Source organism: Mycolicibacterium psychrotolerans (assembly GCF_010729305.1).
Classification (GTDB): Bacteria; Actinomycetota; Actinomycetes; order Mycobacteriales; family Mycobacteriaceae; genus Mycobacterium; species Mycobacterium psychrotolerans.
Window position 1 is genome coordinate 4393441 of the sequence record NZ_AP022574.1, and the last position, 19234, is coordinate 4412674.

22 protein-coding genes and 1 pseudogene are annotated in these 19234 nt (G+C 69.2%); 8 read left to right on the forward strand and 15 right to left on the reverse strand.

What is annotated here, in order from left to right:
• Positions 1–7 precede the first annotated feature (7 nt).
• The 4 genes from pspA to pgsA all read right to left on the reverse strand — a co-directional run bounded on the left by pspA (position 8) and on the right by pgsA (position 2445).
• On the reverse strand, positions 8–826 hold the full coding sequence (pspA, locus tag G6N45_RS21355; protein WP_163724366.1) for a phage shock protein PspA: 819 nt from the start codon (positions 824–826) through the stop codon (positions 8–10).
• Between the two features lie 112 nt (positions 827–938).
• The gene (clgR, locus tag G6N45_RS21360) at positions 939–1259 is read right to left on the reverse strand and encodes a transcriptional regulator ClgR (protein WP_163724368.1); all 321 of its coding nucleotides are present in this window, start codon (positions 1257–1259) and stop codon (positions 939–941) included.
• A 123-nt stretch (positions 1260–1382) separates the two neighbouring features.
• Positions 1383–1871, reverse strand: coding sequence for a CinA family protein (locus tag G6N45_RS21365; RefSeq protein WP_163724370.1), 489 nt, complete (start codon positions 1869–1871; stop codon positions 1383–1385).
• Positions 1849–2445 carry a CDP-diacylglycerol--glycerol-3-phosphate 3-phosphatidyltransferase gene (pgsA, locus tag G6N45_RS21370; RefSeq protein WP_057147688.1) on the reverse strand — a complete coding sequence of 199 codons (597 nt, stop codon included), beginning with the start codon at positions 2443–2445 and terminating at the stop codon, positions 1849–1851. Before pgsA ends, G6N45_RS21365 begins: the two co-directional genes overlap by 23 nt.
• Positions 2446–2526: 81 nt before the next feature.
• Between pgsA and G6N45_RS21375 the strand changes: the two genes are divergently transcribed.
• A complete protein-coding gene (locus G6N45_RS21375) occupies positions 2527–3009 on the forward strand; it encodes an amino-acid N-acetyltransferase (protein ID WP_246229155.1) in 483 nt (160 codons plus the stop codon).
• Between the two features lie 88 nt (positions 3010–3097).
• Here the strand turns inward: G6N45_RS21375 and G6N45_RS21380 are convergent, their stop codons facing one another.
• Entirely contained in the window at positions 3098–5623 is a 2526-nt protein-coding gene (locus G6N45_RS21380) for an FtsK/SpoIIIE family DNA translocase (RefSeq protein ID WP_179965214.1), read from the reverse strand.
• Positions 5624–5771: 148 nt separating this feature from the next.
• Between G6N45_RS21380 and G6N45_RS21385 the strand changes: the two genes are divergently transcribed.
• The 5 genes from G6N45_RS21385 to G6N45_RS21405 all read left to right on the forward strand — a co-directional run bounded on the left by G6N45_RS21385 (position 5772) and on the right by G6N45_RS21405 (position 9505).
• Positions 5772–6086: a putative quinol monooxygenase gene (locus tag G6N45_RS21385; protein ID WP_057147337.1), complete on the forward strand. Its 315-nt coding sequence runs from the start codon at positions 5772–5774 to the stop codon at positions 6084–6086.
• 33 nt (positions 6087–6119) lie between these two features.
• The gene (locus G6N45_RS21390) at positions 6120–6938 is read left to right on the forward strand and encodes a mycofactocin-coupled SDR family oxidoreductase (protein ID WP_163724377.1); all 819 of its coding nucleotides are present in this window, start codon (positions 6120–6122) and stop codon (positions 6936–6938) included.
• The gene (locus tag G6N45_RS21395) at positions 6935–7807 is read left to right on the forward strand and encodes an SAM-dependent methyltransferase (RefSeq protein WP_163724380.1); all 873 of its coding nucleotides are present in this window, start codon (positions 6935–6937) and stop codon (positions 7805–7807) included. Before G6N45_RS21390 ends, G6N45_RS21395 begins: the two co-directional genes overlap by 4 nt.
• Before the next feature lie 49 nt (positions 7808–7856).
• Entirely contained in the window at positions 7857–8522 is a 666-nt protein-coding gene (locus G6N45_RS21400; protein ID WP_163724383.1) for a response regulator transcription factor, read from the forward strand.
• Positions 8523–8674: 152 nt separating this feature from the next.
• Entirely contained in the window at positions 8675–9505 is an 831-nt protein-coding gene (locus G6N45_RS21405) for a response regulator transcription factor (RefSeq protein WP_163724384.1), read from the forward strand.
• A 139-nt stretch (positions 9506–9644) separates the two neighbouring features.
• Here the strand turns inward: G6N45_RS21405 and G6N45_RS21410 are convergent, their stop codons facing one another.
• The 4 genes from G6N45_RS21410 to G6N45_RS28125 are packed head-to-tail and all read right to left on the reverse strand — an operon-like array spanning position 9645 to position 13198.
• Positions 9645–11321, reverse strand: coding sequence for a ribonuclease J (locus tag G6N45_RS21410; protein ID WP_163724387.1), 1677 nt, complete (start codon positions 11319–11321; stop codon positions 9645–9647).
• 11 nt (positions 11322–11332) lie between these two features.
• Complete coding sequence (dapA, locus tag G6N45_RS21415; protein WP_179965215.1) at positions 11333–12241, reverse strand: 4-hydroxy-tetrahydrodipicolinate synthase; 909 nt, start codon at positions 12239–12241, stop codon at positions 11333–11335.
• A gap of 18 nt (positions 12242–12259) precedes the next feature.
• The gene (gene thyX / locus G6N45_RS21420) at positions 12260–13012 is read right to left on the reverse strand and encodes an FAD-dependent thymidylate synthase (RefSeq protein ID WP_163724393.1); all 753 of its coding nucleotides are present in this window, start codon (positions 13010–13012) and stop codon (positions 12260–12262) included.
• Between the two features lie 45 nt (positions 13013–13057).
• On the reverse strand, positions 13058–13198 hold the full coding sequence (locus G6N45_RS28125; RefSeq protein WP_246228752.1) for a hypothetical protein: 141 nt from the start codon (positions 13196–13198) through the stop codon (positions 13058–13060).
• Here G6N45_RS28125 and G6N45_RS21430 point away from each other — a divergent pair.
• Positions 13170–13508, forward strand: coding sequence for an APC family permease (locus G6N45_RS21430; protein WP_246228753.1), 339 nt, complete (start codon positions 13170–13172; stop codon positions 13506–13508). The two genes, G6N45_RS28125 and G6N45_RS21430, sit on opposite strands and share 29 nt — an antisense overlap.
• On the opposite strand, the gene G6N45_RS21435 is transcribed toward G6N45_RS21430, so the two are convergent.
• The 6 genes and pseudogenes from G6N45_RS21435 to thyA form a co-directional block, all read right to left on the reverse strand.
• Positions 13509–14591, reverse strand: coding sequence for a GGDEF domain-containing protein (locus G6N45_RS21435; RefSeq protein ID WP_163724396.1), 1083 nt, complete (start codon positions 14589–14591; stop codon positions 13509–13511).
• A gap of 96 nt (positions 14592–14687) precedes the next feature.
• Positions 14688–15908 (reverse strand): winged helix-turn-helix domain-containing protein, encoded by a 1221-nt coding sequence (locus G6N45_RS21440; RefSeq protein ID WP_163724398.1) that lies wholly within the window; start codon positions 15906–15908, stop codon positions 14688–14690.
• A gap of 14 nt (positions 15909–15922) precedes the next feature.
• Positions 15923–16501, reverse strand: a complete 579-nt coding sequence (locus G6N45_RS21445; protein ID WP_163724401.1) for a TetR family transcriptional regulator C-terminal domain-containing protein — start codon at positions 16499–16501, stop codon at positions 15923–15925.
• An 8-nt stretch (positions 16502–16509) separates the two neighbouring features.
• Positions 16510–17232, reverse strand: coding sequence for a hypothetical protein (locus G6N45_RS21450; RefSeq protein ID WP_163724405.1), 723 nt, complete (start codon positions 17230–17232; stop codon positions 16510–16512).
• Positions 17233–17320: 88 nt separating this feature from the next.
• Complete coding sequence (locus G6N45_RS21455; RefSeq protein WP_163724408.1) at positions 17321–17806, reverse strand: dihydrofolate reductase; 486 nt, start codon at positions 17804–17806, stop codon at positions 17321–17323.
• Positions 17803–18451: pseudogene (gene thyA, locus G6N45_RS21460) on the reverse strand (thymidylate synthase). The gene G6N45_RS21455 and the pseudogene thyA overlap by 4 nt, the downstream one beginning before the upstream one ends.
• Before the next feature lie 42 nt (positions 18452–18493).
• On the opposite strand from thyA, the gene G6N45_RS21465 reads away from it, so the two are divergent.
• On the forward strand, positions 18494–19231 hold the full coding sequence (locus G6N45_RS21465) for a dienelactone hydrolase family protein (protein ID WP_163724411.1): 738 nt from the start codon (positions 18494–18496) through the stop codon (positions 19229–19231).
• Positions 19232–19234 lie beyond the last annotated feature (3 nt).

Here is a 19234-nt window from a genome sequence, read left to right on the forward strand (position 1 = left end):
AGTCGGGCTACTGCGACAGCGGGTTTTCCGGTGTCGGGTTGGCGGCCGGGGTGGCCGGCGACTGGGCGGGCGAGGCCTGGGTGGCGCCGCCGGCGGGCAGCTGCTCGCCGCGCATGGAGGCGCGGATCTGCTCGAGGCGGGAATGGCCGGCCATCTGGACGCTGGCCTGCTGGACCTCGAGCATGCGGCCCTGCACCGAGTTCTGGGCGAGCTCCGCCGAACCCATCGCGTTGGCGTAGCGGCGCTCGATCTTGTCGCGGACCTCGTCGAGGCTCGGCGTGCTGCCGGGCGCGGCGATCTCACTCATGGACCGCAGCGACGCGCTGACCTGCTCCTGCATCTTGGCCTGCTCGAGCTGGGAGAGCAGCTTGGTGCGCTCGGCGATCTTCTGCTGCAGCACCATCGCGTTCTGCTCGACGGCCTTCTTGGCCTGGCCCGCGGCTTGCAGCGCCTGATCGTGCAGGCCCTTGAGGTCCTCGACGCTCTGTTCGGCGGTCACCAGCTGCGCGGCGAACGCCTCGGCGGCGTTGTTGTACTCGGTGGCCTTGGCGGCGTCACCGGAGGCCACCGCCTGATCGGCGAGTGTCAGGGCCTGGCGCACGTTGACCTGGAGCTTCTCGATGTCGGCGAGCTGGCGGTTGAGCCGCATCTCCAGCTGGCGCTGGTTGCCGATCACCTGGGCCGCCTGCTGGGTCAGCGCCTGGTGCTGCCGCTGCGCCTCCTCGATGGCCTGCTGGATCTGCACCTTCGGGTCGGCGTATTCGTCGACCTTGGAGCTGAACAGCGCCATGAGGTACTTCCACGCCTTGGAGAACGGGTTGGCCATGGATTCATTCCGCCTTCGTCGTCTGTCAAAAGGGTCAGTCGGTCAGTGTCGCCTGTGGGAACCAACTTATCGGTTCGGCACAGCTCGCCACACCCCTTGCCGGGGGATGTGGTCAGGCGACCGCCATCGACACGACCTGCGGAATGACGACCTTGGTGCTGACGTCGATGTGGGCGGTGCTCGCGGCGTGGCGCGACTCCTCGACGGCGAGGTCATCCCCGGCCTCGGACAGCACCCGGGACAGCGGGATGTCGAGTGCGCCGCAGATCGCGCTGAGCAGTTCGCTGGAGGCCTCCTTGCGGCCCCGCTCCACCTCGGAGAGGTAGCCCAGGCTCACCCGCGCCGAATCGGAGACTTCGCGCAGGGTGCGGCCCTGCTCCACCCGCGCGCGCCGCAGCACGTCGCCGATCACCTCGCGCAACAGTGTCGTCATCGCGATCTCCTTAGTCAGATCCGGCAGCCAGGTCTGCCTTTGTCGCCTGCTATCCGACCCAACGCTCGGCGGACACCGGATGGTTCCCGGATCGGCACCGCAGAATCGCCGATGCGGCCCGGGTCACTGATGCGAGACAAGGGTGCGCAGCCGGCTCAGCGCGGCGTGGGTTGCGGCCAGCCGGATCTGCCAGCGGGTGCCGTCGAGGCGCAGCGTCACCACCTCGGTGTCGACGGGCCCGGCCAGGCCGACGTACACGGTGCCCACCGGATGGCCGCCGTGCGGCTCGGGACCCGCGACTCCGGTGAGTCCGACTCCCCAGGTGGCCCCGCAGCGCTGCCTGGCGCCGACGGCCAACGCCCGTGCCGTGGGTTCGGCCACCGGACCGACGTCGGCCAGCAGTTCGGGGGCCACTCCGGCCAGGTCGATCTTGGTGTCCACGGTGTAGGTGACCAGGCCGCCCCGCAGCACCGCACTGGCACCCGGCACCCCGGCCAGCGTCGCCGCCACCAGGCCCGCCGTCAGCGACTCGGCGGTCGCGACGGACTGCCTGCGCACCGTCAGGTCCGCCACGAGCGCGCGGGCGTCGTCAGTGACCAGCGGGTCGTCCACGCGAATCCCTGACCGCCGAGACGAAGTAGTCGACGCCGGTGAGGACCGTCAGCACCACCGCGGCGAGCATGATCACCCACGCGCCGGTCAGCCACGCGCCCGTCAGCGGCAGCACGAACAGGCCGATCGCGACCGCCTGCACCAGTGTCTTGAGTTTGCCTCCGCGGCTGGCGGGGATCACGCCGTGGCGCAGCACCACCAACCGCAGCAGGGTCACGCCGAGTTCGCGGACCAGGATGACCACCGTCACCCACCACGGCAGGTCGCCGAGCATGGACAGCCCCACCAAGGCCGCGCCGATCAGCGCCTTGTCGGCCAACGGGTCGGCCAGCGTGCCGAATTCGGTCACCATGCCGTAGCTACGGGCCAGCGCGCCGTCCAGCCGGTCGGTGATGACCGCCACCGCGAAGACGATGAATGCTCCCGTGCGCCAAGATGTTTCGTGCCCGTCGCCGACGAACAGCAGAACGAGGAACACCGGCACCAGCATCAGGCGGACACCGGTGAGCGCATTGGCCAGATTCGCCACCCGGGCGCGCGGAACCACCGGATCGGTATGTGGTTGGCCCGGCACCGACACAGAATACTGGTTGCCGAAACCGATACCCTTCCCCGTGTGAGCTCAGTTCCGAGCGAGTCCGCGGGTGAACCGGTCGTGCGCCGGGCCAGGACCTCCGATGTGCCGGCCATCAAGACGCTCGTCGACGTCTACGCGGGCCGGATCCTGCTCGAGAAGAACCTGGTGACCCTCTACGAGTCGGTGCAGGAGTTCTGGGTCGCCGAGCTCGCCGGCGAGGTCATCGGGTGCGGCGCGCTGCACGTGCTGTGGTCGGATCTCGGCGAGGTGCGCACCGTGGCGGTGCACCCCAAGGTGCGTGGACGCGGCGTGGGTCATGCCATCGTCGACCAGCTACTCGCCGTGGCCAAGGAGCTGCGGCTGGAGCGCATCTTCGTGCTGACCTTCGAGGTGGAGTTCTTCGGCAGGCACGGCTTCGCCGAGATCGAGGGCACCCCCGTGACGGCCGAGGTGTACGAGGAGATGTGCCGCTCCTACGACACCGGCGTGGCCGAGTTCCTCGACCTGAGCTACGTCAAACCGAACATTCTCGGCAACACCCGAATGTTGTTGACGCTGTAGACCTCTCTTCGCCCAAACCAACGTTTGGGCGCGAAATCGGGGCGTTCGCGCACCGGTGCGTCGGCTTGGCCGAAAGGGCGTGGGAGGTTCAGAACCCGGGGTCGTCGTCGTCCGCGTCGCCGCCGACGGCGTCGCTGCCGCCACGGATCAGCGCCAGGGTGCCTGCCAGTTCGTCGGGCTTGACCAGCACCTCGCGCGCCTTCGATCCCTCCGAGGGGCCGACGATGCCGCGCGTCTCCATCAGGTCCATCAGCCGGCCCGCCTTGGCGAACCCGACCCGCAGCTTGCGCTGCAGCATCGAAGTGCTACCGAACTGCGAGGACACCACCAGCTCGACCGCCTGCAGGAGCACGTCCATGTCGTCGCCGATGTCGGGGTCGACGTCCTTGCGCTCGCCGGCCTTGACCGCGGTGACGCCCTCGACGAACTCCGGCTCGGCCTGGTCCTTGGTGGCCGAGACGACCGCATGGATCTCCTCGTCGGTGATGTACGCACCCTGCAGCCTGATCGGCTTGTTCGACCCCATCGGCAGGAAGAGCCCGTCGCCCATGCCGATCAGCTTCTCGGCGCCCTGCTGGTCCAGGATGACGCGGCTGTCGGTGAGCGATGACGTCGCGAACGCCAGCCGTGACGGCACGTTGGTCTTGATCAGGCCGGTGACGACGTCGACCGACGGCCGCTGGGTGGCCAGCACCAGGTGGATACCGGCGGCGCGGGCCTTCTGCGTGATGCGCACGATCGCGTCCTCGACGTCGCGCGGCGCGGTCATCATCAGGTCGGCGAGCTCGTCGACGATCGCGAGGATGTAGGGGTAGGGCTTGTATTCGCGGTTGCTGCCCAGCGGCGCGGTGATCTCCCCGGAGCGCACCTTGTCGTTGAACACGTCGATGTGGCGCACCCTGGAGGCCTGCATGTCCTGGTACCGCTGCTCCATCTCCTCGACCAGCCAGGCGAGCGCCGCCGCCGCCTTCTTGGGTTCGGTGATGATCGGGGTGATCAGGTGCGGGATGCCCTCGTACGGCGTCAGTTCCACCATCTTCGGGTCGATCAGGATCATCCTGACCTCCTCTGGGGTGGCGCGGGCGAGCAGCGACACCAGCATCGAGTTGACGAAGCTGGACTTGCCCGAGCCGGTGGAGCCGGCGACGAGCAGGTGCGGCATCTTGGCCAGGTTGGCCGAGATCATCTCGCCTTCGATGTCCTTGCCGAGGCCGATCACCAGCGGGTGGTGATCCGAACGCACCACCGGGTCGGTGAGCACATCGGCCAGCCGGACCATCTCGCGGTCGGTGTTGGGCACCTCGATGCCGACCGCCGACTTACCGGGGATCGGTGCGAGCATCCGCACGCTCTCGGTGGCCACCGCGTAGGCGATGTTGCGGTGCAGCGCGGTGATCTTCTCGACCTTGACGCCCGGACCCAGTTCGACCTCGTAGCGGGTCACGGTCGGCCCCCGGGTGCAGCCGGTGACCGCGGCGTCGACCTTGAACTGCTCGAGCACCGAGGTGATGGCATCGGTCATGTGCTGGTTCGCTGCGGTCAGCCGCTTCGGCGGGTCACCGGCGATGAGCAGATCCAGAGACGGCAGCGCGTAGGGTCCGTCGACGACGCGGTCCAGGCTGAGCGCGGGCTCCTTGCGGGGCTTCTTGCGGGTCTTCGCCGGTGCCTGCGGCGTCGGCGCCACCTCGTCGTCGATCGGGTAGTTCTCCATCGGGGTTCCCGACGGCTTCGCGAGCGGCACCGTGGGCTGGGTCGCCGACGGCCAAGCGGCGTCCTCGTCCCCGGCGGACAGGTCGTCGTCGTAGTAGCCGTCGGAGAAGTCGTCGGTGTGACTGTCGGCGTCGGTGTCCTCGTCGTCGACCCAGTCGTCCTCGTCGTCGTACTCGCCGCGCCACCGCGTGGAGAACATGTCCCGCAGCGTGTCGGGCAGCTCCCGGATCGTGGTGCCGGTGATCAGCAGCAGCCCGAACAACACGCCGAGGACCAGCAGCGGCGCCGCGATCCATGCCGTCAGCCCGTCGGCGAGCGGCCCACCGATGGCGAACCCGACGAAGCCGGCGCCGTGTTGACGGGCGGCCGGATCCTGCGGGGCGCCGGTCCAGAGATGCAGGAGCCCGAGCGCGGGCAGCGCGATCATGGCGGCGCCGAGGATGAACCGCGGACGGGACTCGGGGTCGGGTTCGGATCGCATGAGCGTGACGCCGACGGCGGCCAGCACGATCGGCAGCAGCACCACGGCGCCGCCGATGAGGATCCGGACGAACGTGTCGATCCACTGCCCCACCGGTCGTGCCGCGTCGAACCAGGAACCGGCGGCCACCACGACGGCCAGTGCCAGCAGTGCCAGCGCGAGGCCGTCGCGGCGGTGCCCGGGTTCCAGATCACGGGCCCGGCCGACCGAGCGCGCGGTGCTGCCGGCCCCCTTGGCGAGCATCAGCCAGCTTGCGCGCACGCCCCGGCCGACCGCGGTGCCCGCGGCGGACACCGGCGAGGGACCGCGGCGCGCCGGTTTGCGCCGGGCCTGCGCCGGGCGGGTGGGCCGCGATCCACCCCGTGAGCTGGTCTTCGACCTGGTCGAACGGGCGCCAGATCGGGCCGCGGTCTTACTCGCCATGCCGCTCAGCCTAGTCGCACTAGCCTCAGATGCACCATCTGCCACACAGGTCACAGATCGATATCAACGCTGCTCTCGTCGCAACCGATGGCACGTAATAGGGTGGACACCTGTCCAGCTCACCGCCGAGACCGAGGAGCACGCCTTCATGCCCGTCACCGTCGTCGCCACCATGACCGCCAAGCCCGAGTCCGTCGACACCGTCCGCGAGGCGTGTAAGCAGGCGATCGAGGCTGTGCACTCGGAGCCCGGTTGTGACCTGTACTCGCTGCACGAGGCGGACGGCACGTTCGTCTTCGTCGAGCAGTGGGCCGACGCCGACGCGCTGAAGACCCACAGCACCGCACCGGCGGTCGCCACGCTGTTCGGCACGATCGGGGAGCATCTCGCCGGGGCGCCTGACATCAAGATGCTGACCCCCGTGGTGGCGGGAGATCCGGCCAAAGGCGCGCTGCGGCCCTGACGAGCGCTTGCGCGAGGAAGCGAAGATGTAGCGATGGGTGAACTCACCGGCAAGGTCGCCTTCATCACCGGCGCGGCGCGCGGGCAGGGCCGCGCGCATGCGGTCAAGCTCGCCTCGGAAGGCGCCGACATCATCGCGTTGGACCTGTGCGCGCAGATCGAGTCGGTGCCCTATCCCCTGGCCACCCCCGACGACCTCGCGCAGACCGTGAAACTCGTCGAGGACACCGGCGCGCGGATCCTGGCGTACGAGGCCGACGTCCGCGACCGCGACGCGGTGAAGGCCGCGGTGCGTGACGGCACGGAGAAGCTCGGCGAACGCCTCGACATCGTGATCGCCAACGCGGGGATCGCCCCGATGGCGGCGGCCGACGCCTGGCAGGACGTCATCGACGTGAACCTCACCGGCGTCTATCACACGATCGACGTGGCGATGAAGCCCATGATCAAGTTCGGTAACGGCGGGGCGATCGTGCTGACGAGCTCCGTGGCGGGGCTGGTCGGCATCGGCGCGCCGATGGCGGGCTCGGTCGGTTACGCCGCGGCCAAACACGGCATCGTCGGGCTGATGCGCGCCTACGCGAATTTTCTTGCCGCATACAGCATCCGGGTCAACTCGGTGCATCCGGCCGGCGTCAACACCCCGATGATCGACAACGACTTCACCCGGTCCTGGCTCGACGGCCTGGCTCCGGAGAGTGCGGGCGGTCCCGACATGGGCAACGCGCTCCCGGTTCAGGCCCTCGAGCCGGAGGACATCGCCAACGCGGTGTTCTGGTTGGTGTCCGACGCCGCGCGCTACGTCACCGGTGTCGCGCTGCCCGTCGACGCGGGCTACGTCAACAAACGATGACGGGCCGCAGCGCGGCCGCGCAGACCGCCGTCGGCCCCATGGTGGTGGCGGCGATCGAGCACAATGAGCCACCGCACCGTCGGCTGGTCGACGACGACCTGGCCGCGTCGTTCCTGCCGGGGCACCTGCGGGCGCTGGCCGCGCTGTCCCGGACGGCGATGGTCCGGCGGGCGTTGGTGGCCGCTTCGGAGCGGGGCGGGCCCGGCCTGTGGTCGAGCATCGCCTGCCGTAAGCGGCTGATCGACGAGCGTCTGTCGGACCCGCTGACCGAGATCGACGCCGTCGTGGTGCTCGGCGCCGGCCTGGACACCCGCGGATGCCGCATCGCCCGCCACAGCGATCTGCCGGTCTTCGAGGTCGACCTGCCGGTCAACGTGCGGCGCAAAGCCGAGGTCCTGCGCCGTGCGCTCGGCGGCACCCCGGCGTCGGTGCACCTGGTGCCCGTCGATTTCGAACACGACGACCTGATGGACGCGCTCCGGTCGGCGGGATACGACAGCACTGCGCGCACGTTCTTCATCGCCGAAGGCCTCCTGCAGTACCTGACGCCGGATGCCGTGGCGGCGACGCTGTCCCAGCTCAGCTCCGCTGCGGCAGGCAGTCGGTTGGTGTTCACCTACATCCGGCAGGATTTCCTCGACGGCACCGACACCTACGGCGCCGACGCGGTGTACCGACGGTTCCGCGGGCGCCGACCGGTGTGGCGATCCGGTCTGGTACCCGAGCAACTGGGCGACTGGTTGGCCGACCTGGGCTGGAGCCTGGACGAACAGGCCGGGCCCAGCTACTACCGCGACCTCTACATCCGGCCCACCGGGCGTCCGCTGGCGGCATCGCCCATCGAGTGGACGGCGCTCGCGCACCGCTGATCCGCGGCTTGCCCCGTTTGTCGGGGGGTGCACCGGGCAATCCCGACCCATGACCGTCATCCTGGTCGCCGAGGATGAGCCTCGAATCGCGTCGTTCGTGCGCAGAGGTCTGTCCGGCGCAGGCGTGACGGCTCTGTTCACCACCGACGGATGGGCGGCCTACCGGCTCGCGCGGCGCGGCGGCATCGATCTGGTGCTGTTGGACGGCACCCTGCCGCGGCTGGACGGCTTCGAGGTGCTGCGCCGGCTCCGCGCGGCGGGCAGCGACGTACCGGTGGTGATGATGCTCGACCGTGACGCGCTGTGGGACAGCGTGGCCCGGCTGAAGGGGTCGGCCGACGACTACGTCGTCAAACCGTTCTGCTTCGAGCGCCTGCTGGCCAAGATCGAGCGGCTGCTCGTTCCCCAGCCGGGTGACGAACCGGCGGTGCTCTCCCACGGCGGGCTGCACTTGGATGTGCGGGCATGCCGGGCCCACGTCGGCGGATACTGGGTCGACCTCTCGGCACGAGAGTGTGCCCTGGCCGAGATCTTCCTGCGCCACCCGGGCGAGACCCTGTCCCGCGAAGAGCTGCACCGCCACGTCTGGGGCGACGACGAGACGCACACCTCCAATCTTGTCGATGTTTACGTCACGTATCTGCGGCGCAAGCTGGGCGCTCATCGGTTCACCAGCCGCCGCGGCATGGGATATAGACTCGAGTTCGTGCACTGACCCGGCGGGCATCGCCGCCGAAGGACCCCTCCAGCGACGGCCTTTCGCCGGGGCGGCTCCGTCCTGTGGCCCTAACTCCTCCGGCCGTCGATCGGCGATCGTCGATGTCAGCGTCGCCGTGATCGTCGCCGGCACGAGGCAAGGAGATCAGCATGGCCGCGATACTGGTCGCCGAAGCCGATCCCCGGCTTTCGACGATGATCCGCAAAGGCTTTCGCGCGGAGGGACTTTCGACCACCATCGTGGCCGACGGCCTCTCGGGCTACAGCTACGCGCGCCGGGGCAACTTCGACCTGGTCGTGCTCGACACCCGGTTGCCCGGGCTGGGCGGACTCGAGGTGCTGCGCCGGCTGCGCGCCGAGGGCTGCACGTTGCCGGCGGTGCTGCTGACCCCATGCGGCCGGGTTGGGCAGACCGTCGCCGAGCTCGACACCTCGACCGAACAGTTCGCCTCGGTCGCCCCGTTGCGCTTCGGGGAGTTGCTGGCCGCGGTGCGGTCGCACCTGCGCCGCCGTCCGGCCGCCGAGCCGGCGGTGCTCTGCTACGGCGGTTTGACGCTGGATCTGCGTACGCGTCGGGCCCACGTCGGCGACTACTCGGTCGACCTGTCGGTGCGCGAATGCGACCTCGCCGAGGCGTCTTTGCGCAGCCCGGGCCAGGTACTGAGCCGCAGCCACCTGCTGCGCCAGGTGTGGGGATCACAGGAACCGGAGTCCAACGTCGTCGATGTCTACGTTCGCTATCTGCGGCGCAAACTCGGGTCCCACTGGTTCGTCTCGTCCCGGGGCGTCGGATATCGGCTGCAGGCGGCGTCCTCTCATCACCGCGCAAATACGGCGCGACGCACGAACGCGGTGTGCGTACCACGCACCGGCGGTCGCGCGGGGCACACTGATCAGCGCCGGCACAGAAACACGTCCGGCTCCGGCATTGCGGCGATCACCAGCGATGCGCCCCGCGGAATCGGACACCGAACCCGTTGACGGAACTGCATATCAATGGCGTGAAATATCTGCCCCGAGCCATTGTCGGCGCAGCGCCCATTGTGCATCAATGAGGTACGGGCAACGCGCCGGCCAAGGCTCCGAGGGGTAGTCACGACCCGGCGGGCGCGAACAGCGACTAGATCTCGATGACCGTCGGCACGATCATCGGCTGACGGCGGTATGTCTCCCCCACCCATTTGCCGACCGTGCGCCGAACCGCCTGGGCGATGCGGCCGGGGTCGGTGATGTTCTGCGACGCCAGGCTGTCCAGTTCCGCCTCGACACGGCGCGCGATCGGTTCGAGCGCCTTGGGATCCTCGGAGAAGCCCCGCGACTGCAGGTGCGCCGGAGCGGCGGCCCGTCCGGTCCCCCGGCGCACCACGACGGTCACCGCGATGAAGCCCGACGACAGAATCAGTCGCTCACCGAGCGTGGCGTCCCCGACGTCCCCGGTGACCAGTCCGTCGACGAACATCTTGCCGACGGGTACCGCTCCCGCAATACCGACACGGCCCGCGGTCAGGTCGACGCTGACCCCGTTCTCGGCGATCACGATGTTCCCCTCGGGCACGCCGGTGCTCGCAGCCAACGCGGCGTTGGCCCGCAGCATCCGCCACGTGCCGTGCACCGGCATGACGTTGCGCGGCCGCACCCCGTTGTAGAGGAACAACAGCTCTCCCGCGTAGGCGTGCCCGGAAACATGCACGCGCGCTTGACGATTGGTGACCACCCGGGCGCCGATCTTGGCCAGCGCATCGATCACGCCGTAGACCGCCTCCTCGTTACCGGGGATCAGCGACGAGGACAGGATGATCAGGTCCCCGGCGGTCAGCGTGATGCTGCGGTGCTCGCCGCGCGACATGCGTGACAGCGCGGCCATCGGCTCGCCCTGAGTGCCGGTGGTGATCAGGACCACGCGGTCGGCCGGCATCATCTCCGCGGCGCCGATGTCGAGGATGTCCTCGTCGGCGACGGTGAGATACCCGAGTTCGCGGGCGATGCCCATGTTGCGCACCATCGAGCGGCCGACGAACGACACCCGACGGCCCAGGGCCACCGCGGCGTCGATGATCTGCTGGACCCGGTCGACGTTGGAGGCGAAGCAGGCCACGATGACCCGGCCCGGCGCACCCCGGATCAGGCGGTGCAGCGCGGGGCCGATCTCGCTCTCCGAGGGGCCGACCCCGGGAATCTCGGCGTTGGTGGAATCGCAGAGGAACAGGTCCACGCCACTGTCACCGAGCCGCGACATCCCCGGCAGGTCGGTGGGCCGACCGTCCAGCGGCAGCTGATCGAGCTTGATGTCGCCGGTGTGCAGCACGGTGCCTGCACCGGTGTGGATGCCGATGGCCAGGCAGCCGGGCACCGAGTGGTTCACCGCGAAGTATTCGCACTCGAACACGCCGTGGGCAGAGCTCTGCCCCTCGGCGACCTCGACGAGCTTCGGCGACAGCCGGTGTTCGCGACACTTCTCGGCGATCAGCGCGAGCGTGAACTTCGAACCGACCACCGGAATGTCGGCGCGCAGTTTGAGCAGAAACGGGATCGCGCCGATGTGGTCCTCGTGGCCGTGGGTGACGACGAGGGCCTCCACGTCGTCGAGGCGACCCTCGATGTGCCGCAGGTCGGGCAGGATCAGGTCGACACCCGGCTCGTCATGGGTGGGGAACAGTACCCCGCAGTCGACGATCAACAGCCGGCCGAGATGCTCGAAAACGGTCATGTTGCGGCCGATTTCGTTGATGCCGCCCAGCGCGGTCACGCGCAGGGCACCCGGGGCCAGGGGCCCGGGGGCGACGAGTTCCGATTCCACCGACGGTCCCGCTACCGAAGCACCGCGGCGGCGCGCAGATCAGCGGCCAGCGCCTCGAGTTGGTCGTCGGTGGCGGGCACCTGCGGCAGGCGCGGGTCGCCCACCTCGAAACCCTGCAGCCGCAACGCCGCCTTGGACAGCGTGACGCCGCCGAGCCGGGACTGCGCCTCCGAGAGCGGGCCGAGCGTCACGTTGATCTTGCGGGCCGTCGCGACGTCACCGGAGGCGAACGCGGACAACATGTCCCGCAGTTGGCCCGCGGCCACGTGACCCCACACGCTGATGAAACCGATCGCGCCCATCGCCAGCCAGGGCAGGTTGAGCGCATCGTCGCCGGAGTAGTAGGCCAGGCCGGTCTCGGCGATGATCTGGCCGCCGCCGGGGAGATCGCCCTTGGCGTCCTTGATCGCGACGATGTTGGGGTGCTTCGCCAGGGTGCGTATGGTGTCCCACTCGATCGGAACCACCGACCGGGGCGGGATGTCGTAGAGGATCACCGGAAGATCCGTCGCATCGGCGACGGCGGTGAAGTGTGCCAGCAGCCCGGCCTGCGGCGGACGGGAGTAGTACGGGGTCACCACGAGCAGACCGTGCGCGCCCTCGGCGGCCGCGGCCTTGGCGAGGTGGATGCTGTGGGCGGTGTCGTAGGTGCCGGCGCCTGCGATGACGCGGGCGCGGTCCCCCACTGCCTCGAGGACTGCGCGCAACAGCGCGATCTTCTCGTCGTCGGTGGTGGTTGGCGATTCACCGGTGGTGCCGGACAGCACCAGGCCGTCGCAGCCCGCGTCGACGAGGTGGGTGGCCAGCCGCGCAGCGGTGTCGGTGTCCAGGGAGCCGTCCGGCTTGAACGGAGTGACCATGGCCGTCAACAAGGTGCCCAGGCGGGCGGTGACGTCGAAGGCACTGGTGCTCACGGGCAACAAGATTACCCGGTCGCCTCACGCCTCCGTGGCCAGCGGGCTGGTCGCGACCTCGCTGCCGTCGGACAGCACGGTGATCTCGAAGTCGGAGAACACCTGGGGCGCCACCCCGACGAGCTGACGCAGACACTCGATGGCCAGCCGCCGGATCTCGACGTCGGCGTGTTCGCTGGCCCGCATCGCGATGAAGTGCCGCCACGCCCGGTAGTTCCCGGTGACGACGATGCGGGTCTCGGTGGCGTTGGGCAGCACCGCCCGCGCGGCCTGCCGGGCCTGCTTGCGCCGCAGCGTCGCGTTGGGCGCGTCGGCGAACCTCTCCTCGAGGCGGGTGAGCAACTCGGCGTACGCCGCGCGACTGGCGTCGGCCGCATCGGTGAAGATCCGCGTCAGCTCGGGGTCGTCCTCGACTCCAGGTGGAGCGACGACCTGAGCGTCGTGCTCGGGCACGAAGCGCTGCGACAGCTGCGAGTACGAGAAGTGCCGGTGCCGGATCAGCTCGTGCGTGCAGGACCGGGAGATTCCGGTGACGTAGAACGACACCGATGCGTGCTCGAGTACCGAGAAGTGTCCGACGTCGATGATGTGCCGCAGGTAGGCGGCATTGGTGGCGGTCCGCGGGTTGGGCTTGGACCAGCTCTGGTAGCAGGCGCGGCCGGCGAACTCCAGCAGGGCGGGGCCGCCGTCGGCGTCAGTGCTCCACGGCACGTCCTGCGGCGCGGTGAACTCCGTCTTGGCGATCAGCTGCACGCGCAGCGGCGCGATCTCGGCCACCGGCGAAGCCTAGCGCGCACGGCGCGGGCGTCGGCCGCGGCGGCGTCAGTCGGTCAGCACCCCGGCCCGGCGCAGGGCCGCGGAGATGAGCTCGAAGTCGATCGCGGCGTGAGCCCGGGCGATCGGTCCCCATCGCGCCATCCTGACCGTCAGCGCGTTGTCGATCGTGCTGGTGCTGTTCTTCATCGGGCAGATCGGCCTGATCTCGTCGCTGGTGAATTTCGGTGCGCTGTTCGCGTTCTGCCTGCTGCACGTCTCCGTGGCGTGGTACTACCTGGGGCGGAAGAAGTCCAAGAATTACCTGCTGCACCTGGTCGTGCCCGCGCTGGGCTTCGTGATCATCGCCTACGTGCTGTTCGACGCCGACTCCCTGGCCAAGATCGGCGGCATCGTGTGGCTGGTGATCGGCGGAGGTGTCTACATCGTCAACCGGGCACGCGGCGTGAGCGCAGGGCCGTCGCCGGATCACGCGGCAATCCCCGCACAGACGCGCTGATCATCCTCGAGGCCGGTGAGGGGCTTCCAGGCGGCGGTGCTCGACCCGGTCGCCGCCGGCCCGTTTGGCCCGGTACATCGCGGCGTCGGCGATGTCGATGAGTTGATCGAGGAACTCCGGGCGAGCGGCCACCTCGTCCTCGATCGCCGCAGTGCACGTGCCGAGGCTGGCGGTGATCCCGAACGGCAGCCGGGCAACACCCTGGCAGATGGCGTCGGTGGTCGCCGAGTGGTCGGCCGCCGCTTCGGCGTCCGCGATGACGAACTCCTCACCTCCGAGACGGCCCAGAACCGCTGTCGGACTGCAGGTTGCCCTCAGCAGTTCGCCGACCTCGGCGAGTGCCTGGTCGCCGACCGCGTGACCGCGTGAATCGTTGAGACCCTTGAAGTCGTCCAGGTCGATCATCGTGACGTTCACGCCGGTGCCGGTCCGCTGTCCGGCGATCATCTCGTTCGCGGCGTGGTAGAACGAGCGGCGGTTGAGGAGACCGGTTAGCGGGTCGCGACCGGATTCGGCCAGATCGGCGTGGAGTGAATGCACCAGCGAGTAGATGCCGAACGGCACTCCGATGTTGAGTGTGGCCACCGTGACCACGGCAGCGACGGTCACCGCGACGTCACCGGTATCGGCGATCAGGCGCCAGGCGGTGATCACCGCACACACGGCGGCGACGCCGAGGTTCGCCAGCACGTCGACCAGGGTGTGGAAGTACGCGAGATAACCGCCCAGCACCGCGAACACCACGCAGCCCATCAGGCCCGCATAGGCATAGGACATCGACAATGCGCCTGCGGCGATGCAGCCGCAGCAGACAACGTTGAAAATGCGGGACTGGACGCGGGTCGGCCACCCGAGCAACCACACCGTCGACACCGCAATCGCGCAGATGCCGGCCGCGACCGCGACTGCCCTGGTCACCGGGGTGGCCGGGCCGGCCGGGCTGGCGAGCAGCACCACGGGCAGCCCGGCCAGTACCCAGGTGAACGCGAATATCGCGTAACGCCAGCTTCTTTCGAGGCCGCGGTCGCGCAGGTACGTGCTGAACGAGTCGAATCGGCCAGCTTGTCGCCACCACCCGGACATGCAGGGTCCCGTCGTGTTCGTCCCGGTCACTGTTTGTTCACGCCGCCAGGTGAATTGTGCCCGCCCGCGCTCCTGCCGGCACCACGGGGTGCCGGATCACCCGAGGGCGTCCCGCACGCTCGAGGTGAGGTCGCCGCGCTCGCCGACTGTCACGTCGCCGAGCCCCAGCCAGCCGGCCATCGACGTCAGCTCGCCGACCAGCGGTTCGGCGATCTGACGCGGGTCCTCGCCGGGTTCGCTGAAGGCGCCCACCACCTGGAGGGCAGCGGCGGCCCGGTCGGCCTTGAGGTCCACCCGACCGACCAGCCGGCCGTCCATCAGGAACGGCCACACGTAGTAGCCGAACTGCCGCTTCGGCGCCGGCGTGTAGATCTCGATGCGGTAGTGGAAGCCGAAGAGCCGCTCCACGCGGGGCCGGAAGAAGATCAAGGGGTCGAACGGGCACAGCAGCGCGGTGCCCCGGTCGCGGCGCGGCACGGTCTGGCCCGCGCGCAGGTAGGCCGTCGCGGCCCAGCCGTCCACCTGCACCGGCTCGATCTCGCCGTCGGCCACCAACTCGGCGATCGCCGGCTTGACCTGCCGGGCGCCGAGCCGGAAGTAGTCCCGCAGGTCGGCCTCGGTGGCCACGCCCAGCGCCGTGGCGGCCCGCAGCGTGAGTTCGCGGACGGCCTGAGTCTCGTCCACGTGCCGCGCCACCACCTCGGGGGGCAGCACCCGTTCGGTGAGGTCGTAGTGGCGCGCGAAACCGATGCGCGTGGCGGTGGTCAACACCCCGGACGACCACAGCGCCTCGGCCACCCATTTGGTGTCGCTGCGGTCCCACCACGGGCCTTTGCGCCCCCGCGGTTCGGATTCCAGATGGGCCTCGATCTGCCCCGCGGTGGCCGGTCCGAGTTCGGCGACGGCCGCAACGATGTCCTCGGCGAGCTTGGCGTTGCGCTTGACGATCTCGGTGCCCCACCGGCCGTGCGAGTACTCCCCCATCCGCCAACGCATCAGCGGCCAGTCGTCGACGGCCATCAGGGCCGCCTCGTGGGCCCAGTATTCGACGAGCAGCCGGGGTGAACGCGCCGAATGGCTCCACGCCGCCCGGTCGAGGAGGTCGCGGTCGTAGGGGCCGAGCCGGCTGAACACCGGCGCGTAGTGGGCGCGGACCGACACCGACACCGAATCGAGTTGCAACACCTGGATCCGGGCGATCAGCCGCTTGAGGTGGGCACGGGTGACGGGGCCTGCCGGCTTGGCCTCGGTGAGCCCCTGGGCGGCCACGGCCACCCGCCGCGCCTGGGCGCCGGTGATGCGGCTCAGCGAAACCATCGACACATCGTCGCCTACCGCACCGACAGAATGCGGTCGAAGATCATCGCGGTGACGTTGTCGATCGGTGTGCCGTCGCCGTCTGCCTTCGCGCGCAGCGCAGCGCCTTCCCACGCGTCCACGATCAACTGCGCCGCTGCCCCGGCGTCGAGTCCGGAGACGATCTCGCCGGCCTGCTGCCCGTCGCGGATGGCCCCGGCGAGCAGCGCGCACCACCGCGCAAGGGCGGCGGAGGCCGCCGCGGTGACCTCGGGTGCGGCCGACGGCGACTCGGCCGCGAAGTTGCCGAACATGCAGCCACGCCGATAGCCGTACGCGGCGAGGTCTGCGTGCAGGTGATCGATGTGGTTGCGGATGCGCTGCAGCGGCGCCACCCCCGGTTCGGCGAGCATGTCGAGCCGTCGGCTCGCGGCGTACCGGTTCAGCGCCTCGATGGCGAGCGCTTCCTTGCTCGGGAAGTGGTTGTAGAACGACCCTTTCGGCGCCTCGGCGGCTGCCGCGATGGCCGCCACGCCCGTGGCGGCGTATCCGCCGGCGTGCAGCAGATCGAATCCGGCGTCCAGCAGCGCGTCCCGCAGACTGGGTTTCGGCACCGTCGTCCTCAGCGGATCGTCACGTCGTCGATGTCGATCGACACCGTGATCGGTTCGGGCACTTTCCCGCCGTTCTCGTCACGGGGATGCACGACACGCTTGAGCGGCAGCACGATGCCGTCGAACTCGCGATGCTCGTCCATGTAATGCGCCGCGGGTGACCCGCCCGCGATGTCGACCTGGTAGTCGCGTCGCCGCAACAAGCCGTCGCTGTCGACGTAGAGCACCTGGTCGGCGCTGTGCGTGGCGATGCTGTCGGGGTAGCGCACGCCCAGCCTGCGCCACGTCTGCCCGTCCTCGTCCCAGTCGCCGAGTTCCTCGGTCTGCACACCGGGGAAGGTCAGCGAATACGGTTCGGACAGGTAGGTCCACATCGCGTACCCGGCGAAGTACGCCAGCTGCAACGGGGACCACGGAGTCACCAGCGTGTGTCCGGCGAACGACGCGCGGGGATCGGGCAGGGCCTGCACCACCGCGTGCGCGTCGTCGTCGTGTTCGATGAGCACCCGGCCGGGCGTGTACATCGACCGCAGTCCGCGCTCGGGCAGCGGCCGGTGCCACGTGCGCTGTTCCTGCACCCGGATCTCGACCGTCGAGTCCTCGAGGATGCCGTCCACGTTCTTGAGCGACCACAGCACACCGCCGACGATCTGGTGAATCGCGATGGTGTCGACCTGCTGCCAGCGGGCCAGCCCGCCGTAGGCGCCCAGCACCTCGTCGAGAAGTTTCATCAGATCTCCTTCGGTCGCGCCAACCGCGGAATGCGACCGGTCGTCTTACCGCCCAACACCTCGACGTCGCTGCGCATTCCACCCAGCCTTACGCGCTGTTGCGCACGTAGCTCGAGAACCGGTAGCGCAGCCCCGACGCGCTGTCCTGCCAGTCCTCTGCGACGCCGACCCAGCGCTCGTCGAGGACGGGCGCCAACGCATCGTCGTCCTCCCTGCGCAGGTCGATGTCGATCTCGGTGACCTCGCACCGTGTCGCCAGCGGCAACGCCAGCCCGTAGATTTCCGACCCGCCGATCACCCACGCGCCGTCGAGCGGTGCGTCCTCGAGTCGGGTCACCGTCTGCGCTCCCTGCGCCGTGTAGTCGGCATGCCGGGTGAGTACGACATTCTCCCGGCCCGGCAACGGCCGGAACTTCGCAGGCAGCGAGTCCCACGTCCGGCGCCCCATGATCACGGTGTGGCCCATGGTGAGGTCCTTGAACCGCGCCATGTCCTCGGGCAGCCGCCAGGGAATGCCGTTGGCGCGACCGATGACGCCGGAGGAGGACTGCGCCCAGATGAGGCTCAAGGTCATACCGCGACCGGGGCTTTGATCGCCGGGTGCGGGTCGTAGTTCTTGACGATGACGTCCTCGTAGGTGTAGTCGAAGATCGAATCACGATCGGCCAGAACGAGTTCCGGGTAGGGCCGGGGTTCGCGGGAGAGTTGCTCGGCGACCTGCTCGACGTGGTTGTCGTAGATGTGACAGTCCCCTCCGGTCCAGATGAACTCCCCCACGGCCAGCCCGGCCTGTGCGGCCATCATGTGGGTCAGCAGCGCGTAGCTGGCGATGTTGAACGGGACGCCGAGGAACAGGTCGGCGCTGCGCTGGTAGAGCTGGCAGCTCAGCCGGCCCTCGGCGACGTAGAACTGGAAGAACGCATGACATGGCGGCAGCGCCATCTGCGGGATCTCACCGCTGACGTTGGCCGACGGCGTCGGCCACGCTGGAGCATCTCGAGATCGCTGAGCCCATGTCTCGTGACGACGACCGCCACTCGTAGACGATCGACTTGGTGTGCACCTTCTTGGTGGTGATCAAGGGGAACCCGGCGCGCAGGTCGTAGCGCATCTGGTGCCCGAAAAGGCTGCGCGTGCCGGTGCCGGTGCGGTCGGATTTGGCGGTTCCGTGCTCGAGCACCAGGCGCAGGAGGTCCTCGTAGGGCGTGGGGATCGGCACGCGCCCAGCTTACGTGGGGCGACCCGGAGTAGAACGGAACCCATGCCGAGGATCACCGACACTGTCACCACCGCTGACGGCTCCTGCCCGGTCAGCCTGCACACCCCCGACGGCGCCGGGCCGTGGCCCGGCATCGTCATGTATCCCGACGCCGGTGGGGCCCGGCCGACGTTCCGCGCGATGGCCGACAAGCTGGCCGAGTACGGGTACGCGGTGCTGGTGCCCGACGTCTACTACCGCGACGGAGACTGGGCGCCGTTCTCCATGGCCACGGTCTTCGAGGACACGGCCGAACGCACTCGGCTGTTCGGGATGATCGCCAAGGTGACCCCGGAGATCATGGCCACCGATGCGCAGGCCTTCTTCGACTACCTGGCAGCCCGCCCGGAGGTCAGCGGATCCTCGTTCGGTACCACGGGGTATTGCATGGGTGGGCGGACGTCGCTCGTGGTCGCGGGCCGGCTGCCCGATCGGGTGGCGGCGGCGATGTCGTTTCACGGCGGCGGCCTGGTCACCGACGATTCGTCGAGCCCCCACCTGATGGCCGATCAGATCTCCGCCGCCGTCTACCTCGCCGCGGCCAAGAACGACCGCTCCTTCACCGTCGCCGACGGCGAGACGCTCGACAAGGCGCTCACCGCTGCCGGTGTCGAGCACACCGTCGAGTTCTATGACGCCTTCCACGGCTTCGCGGTGCCGGACAACGGTCCCTACGACGAACCCGCGGCGCGGCGACACTGGGAGGCCATGCGGTCGTTCTTCGACGCTCACCTAGGCTGAGCA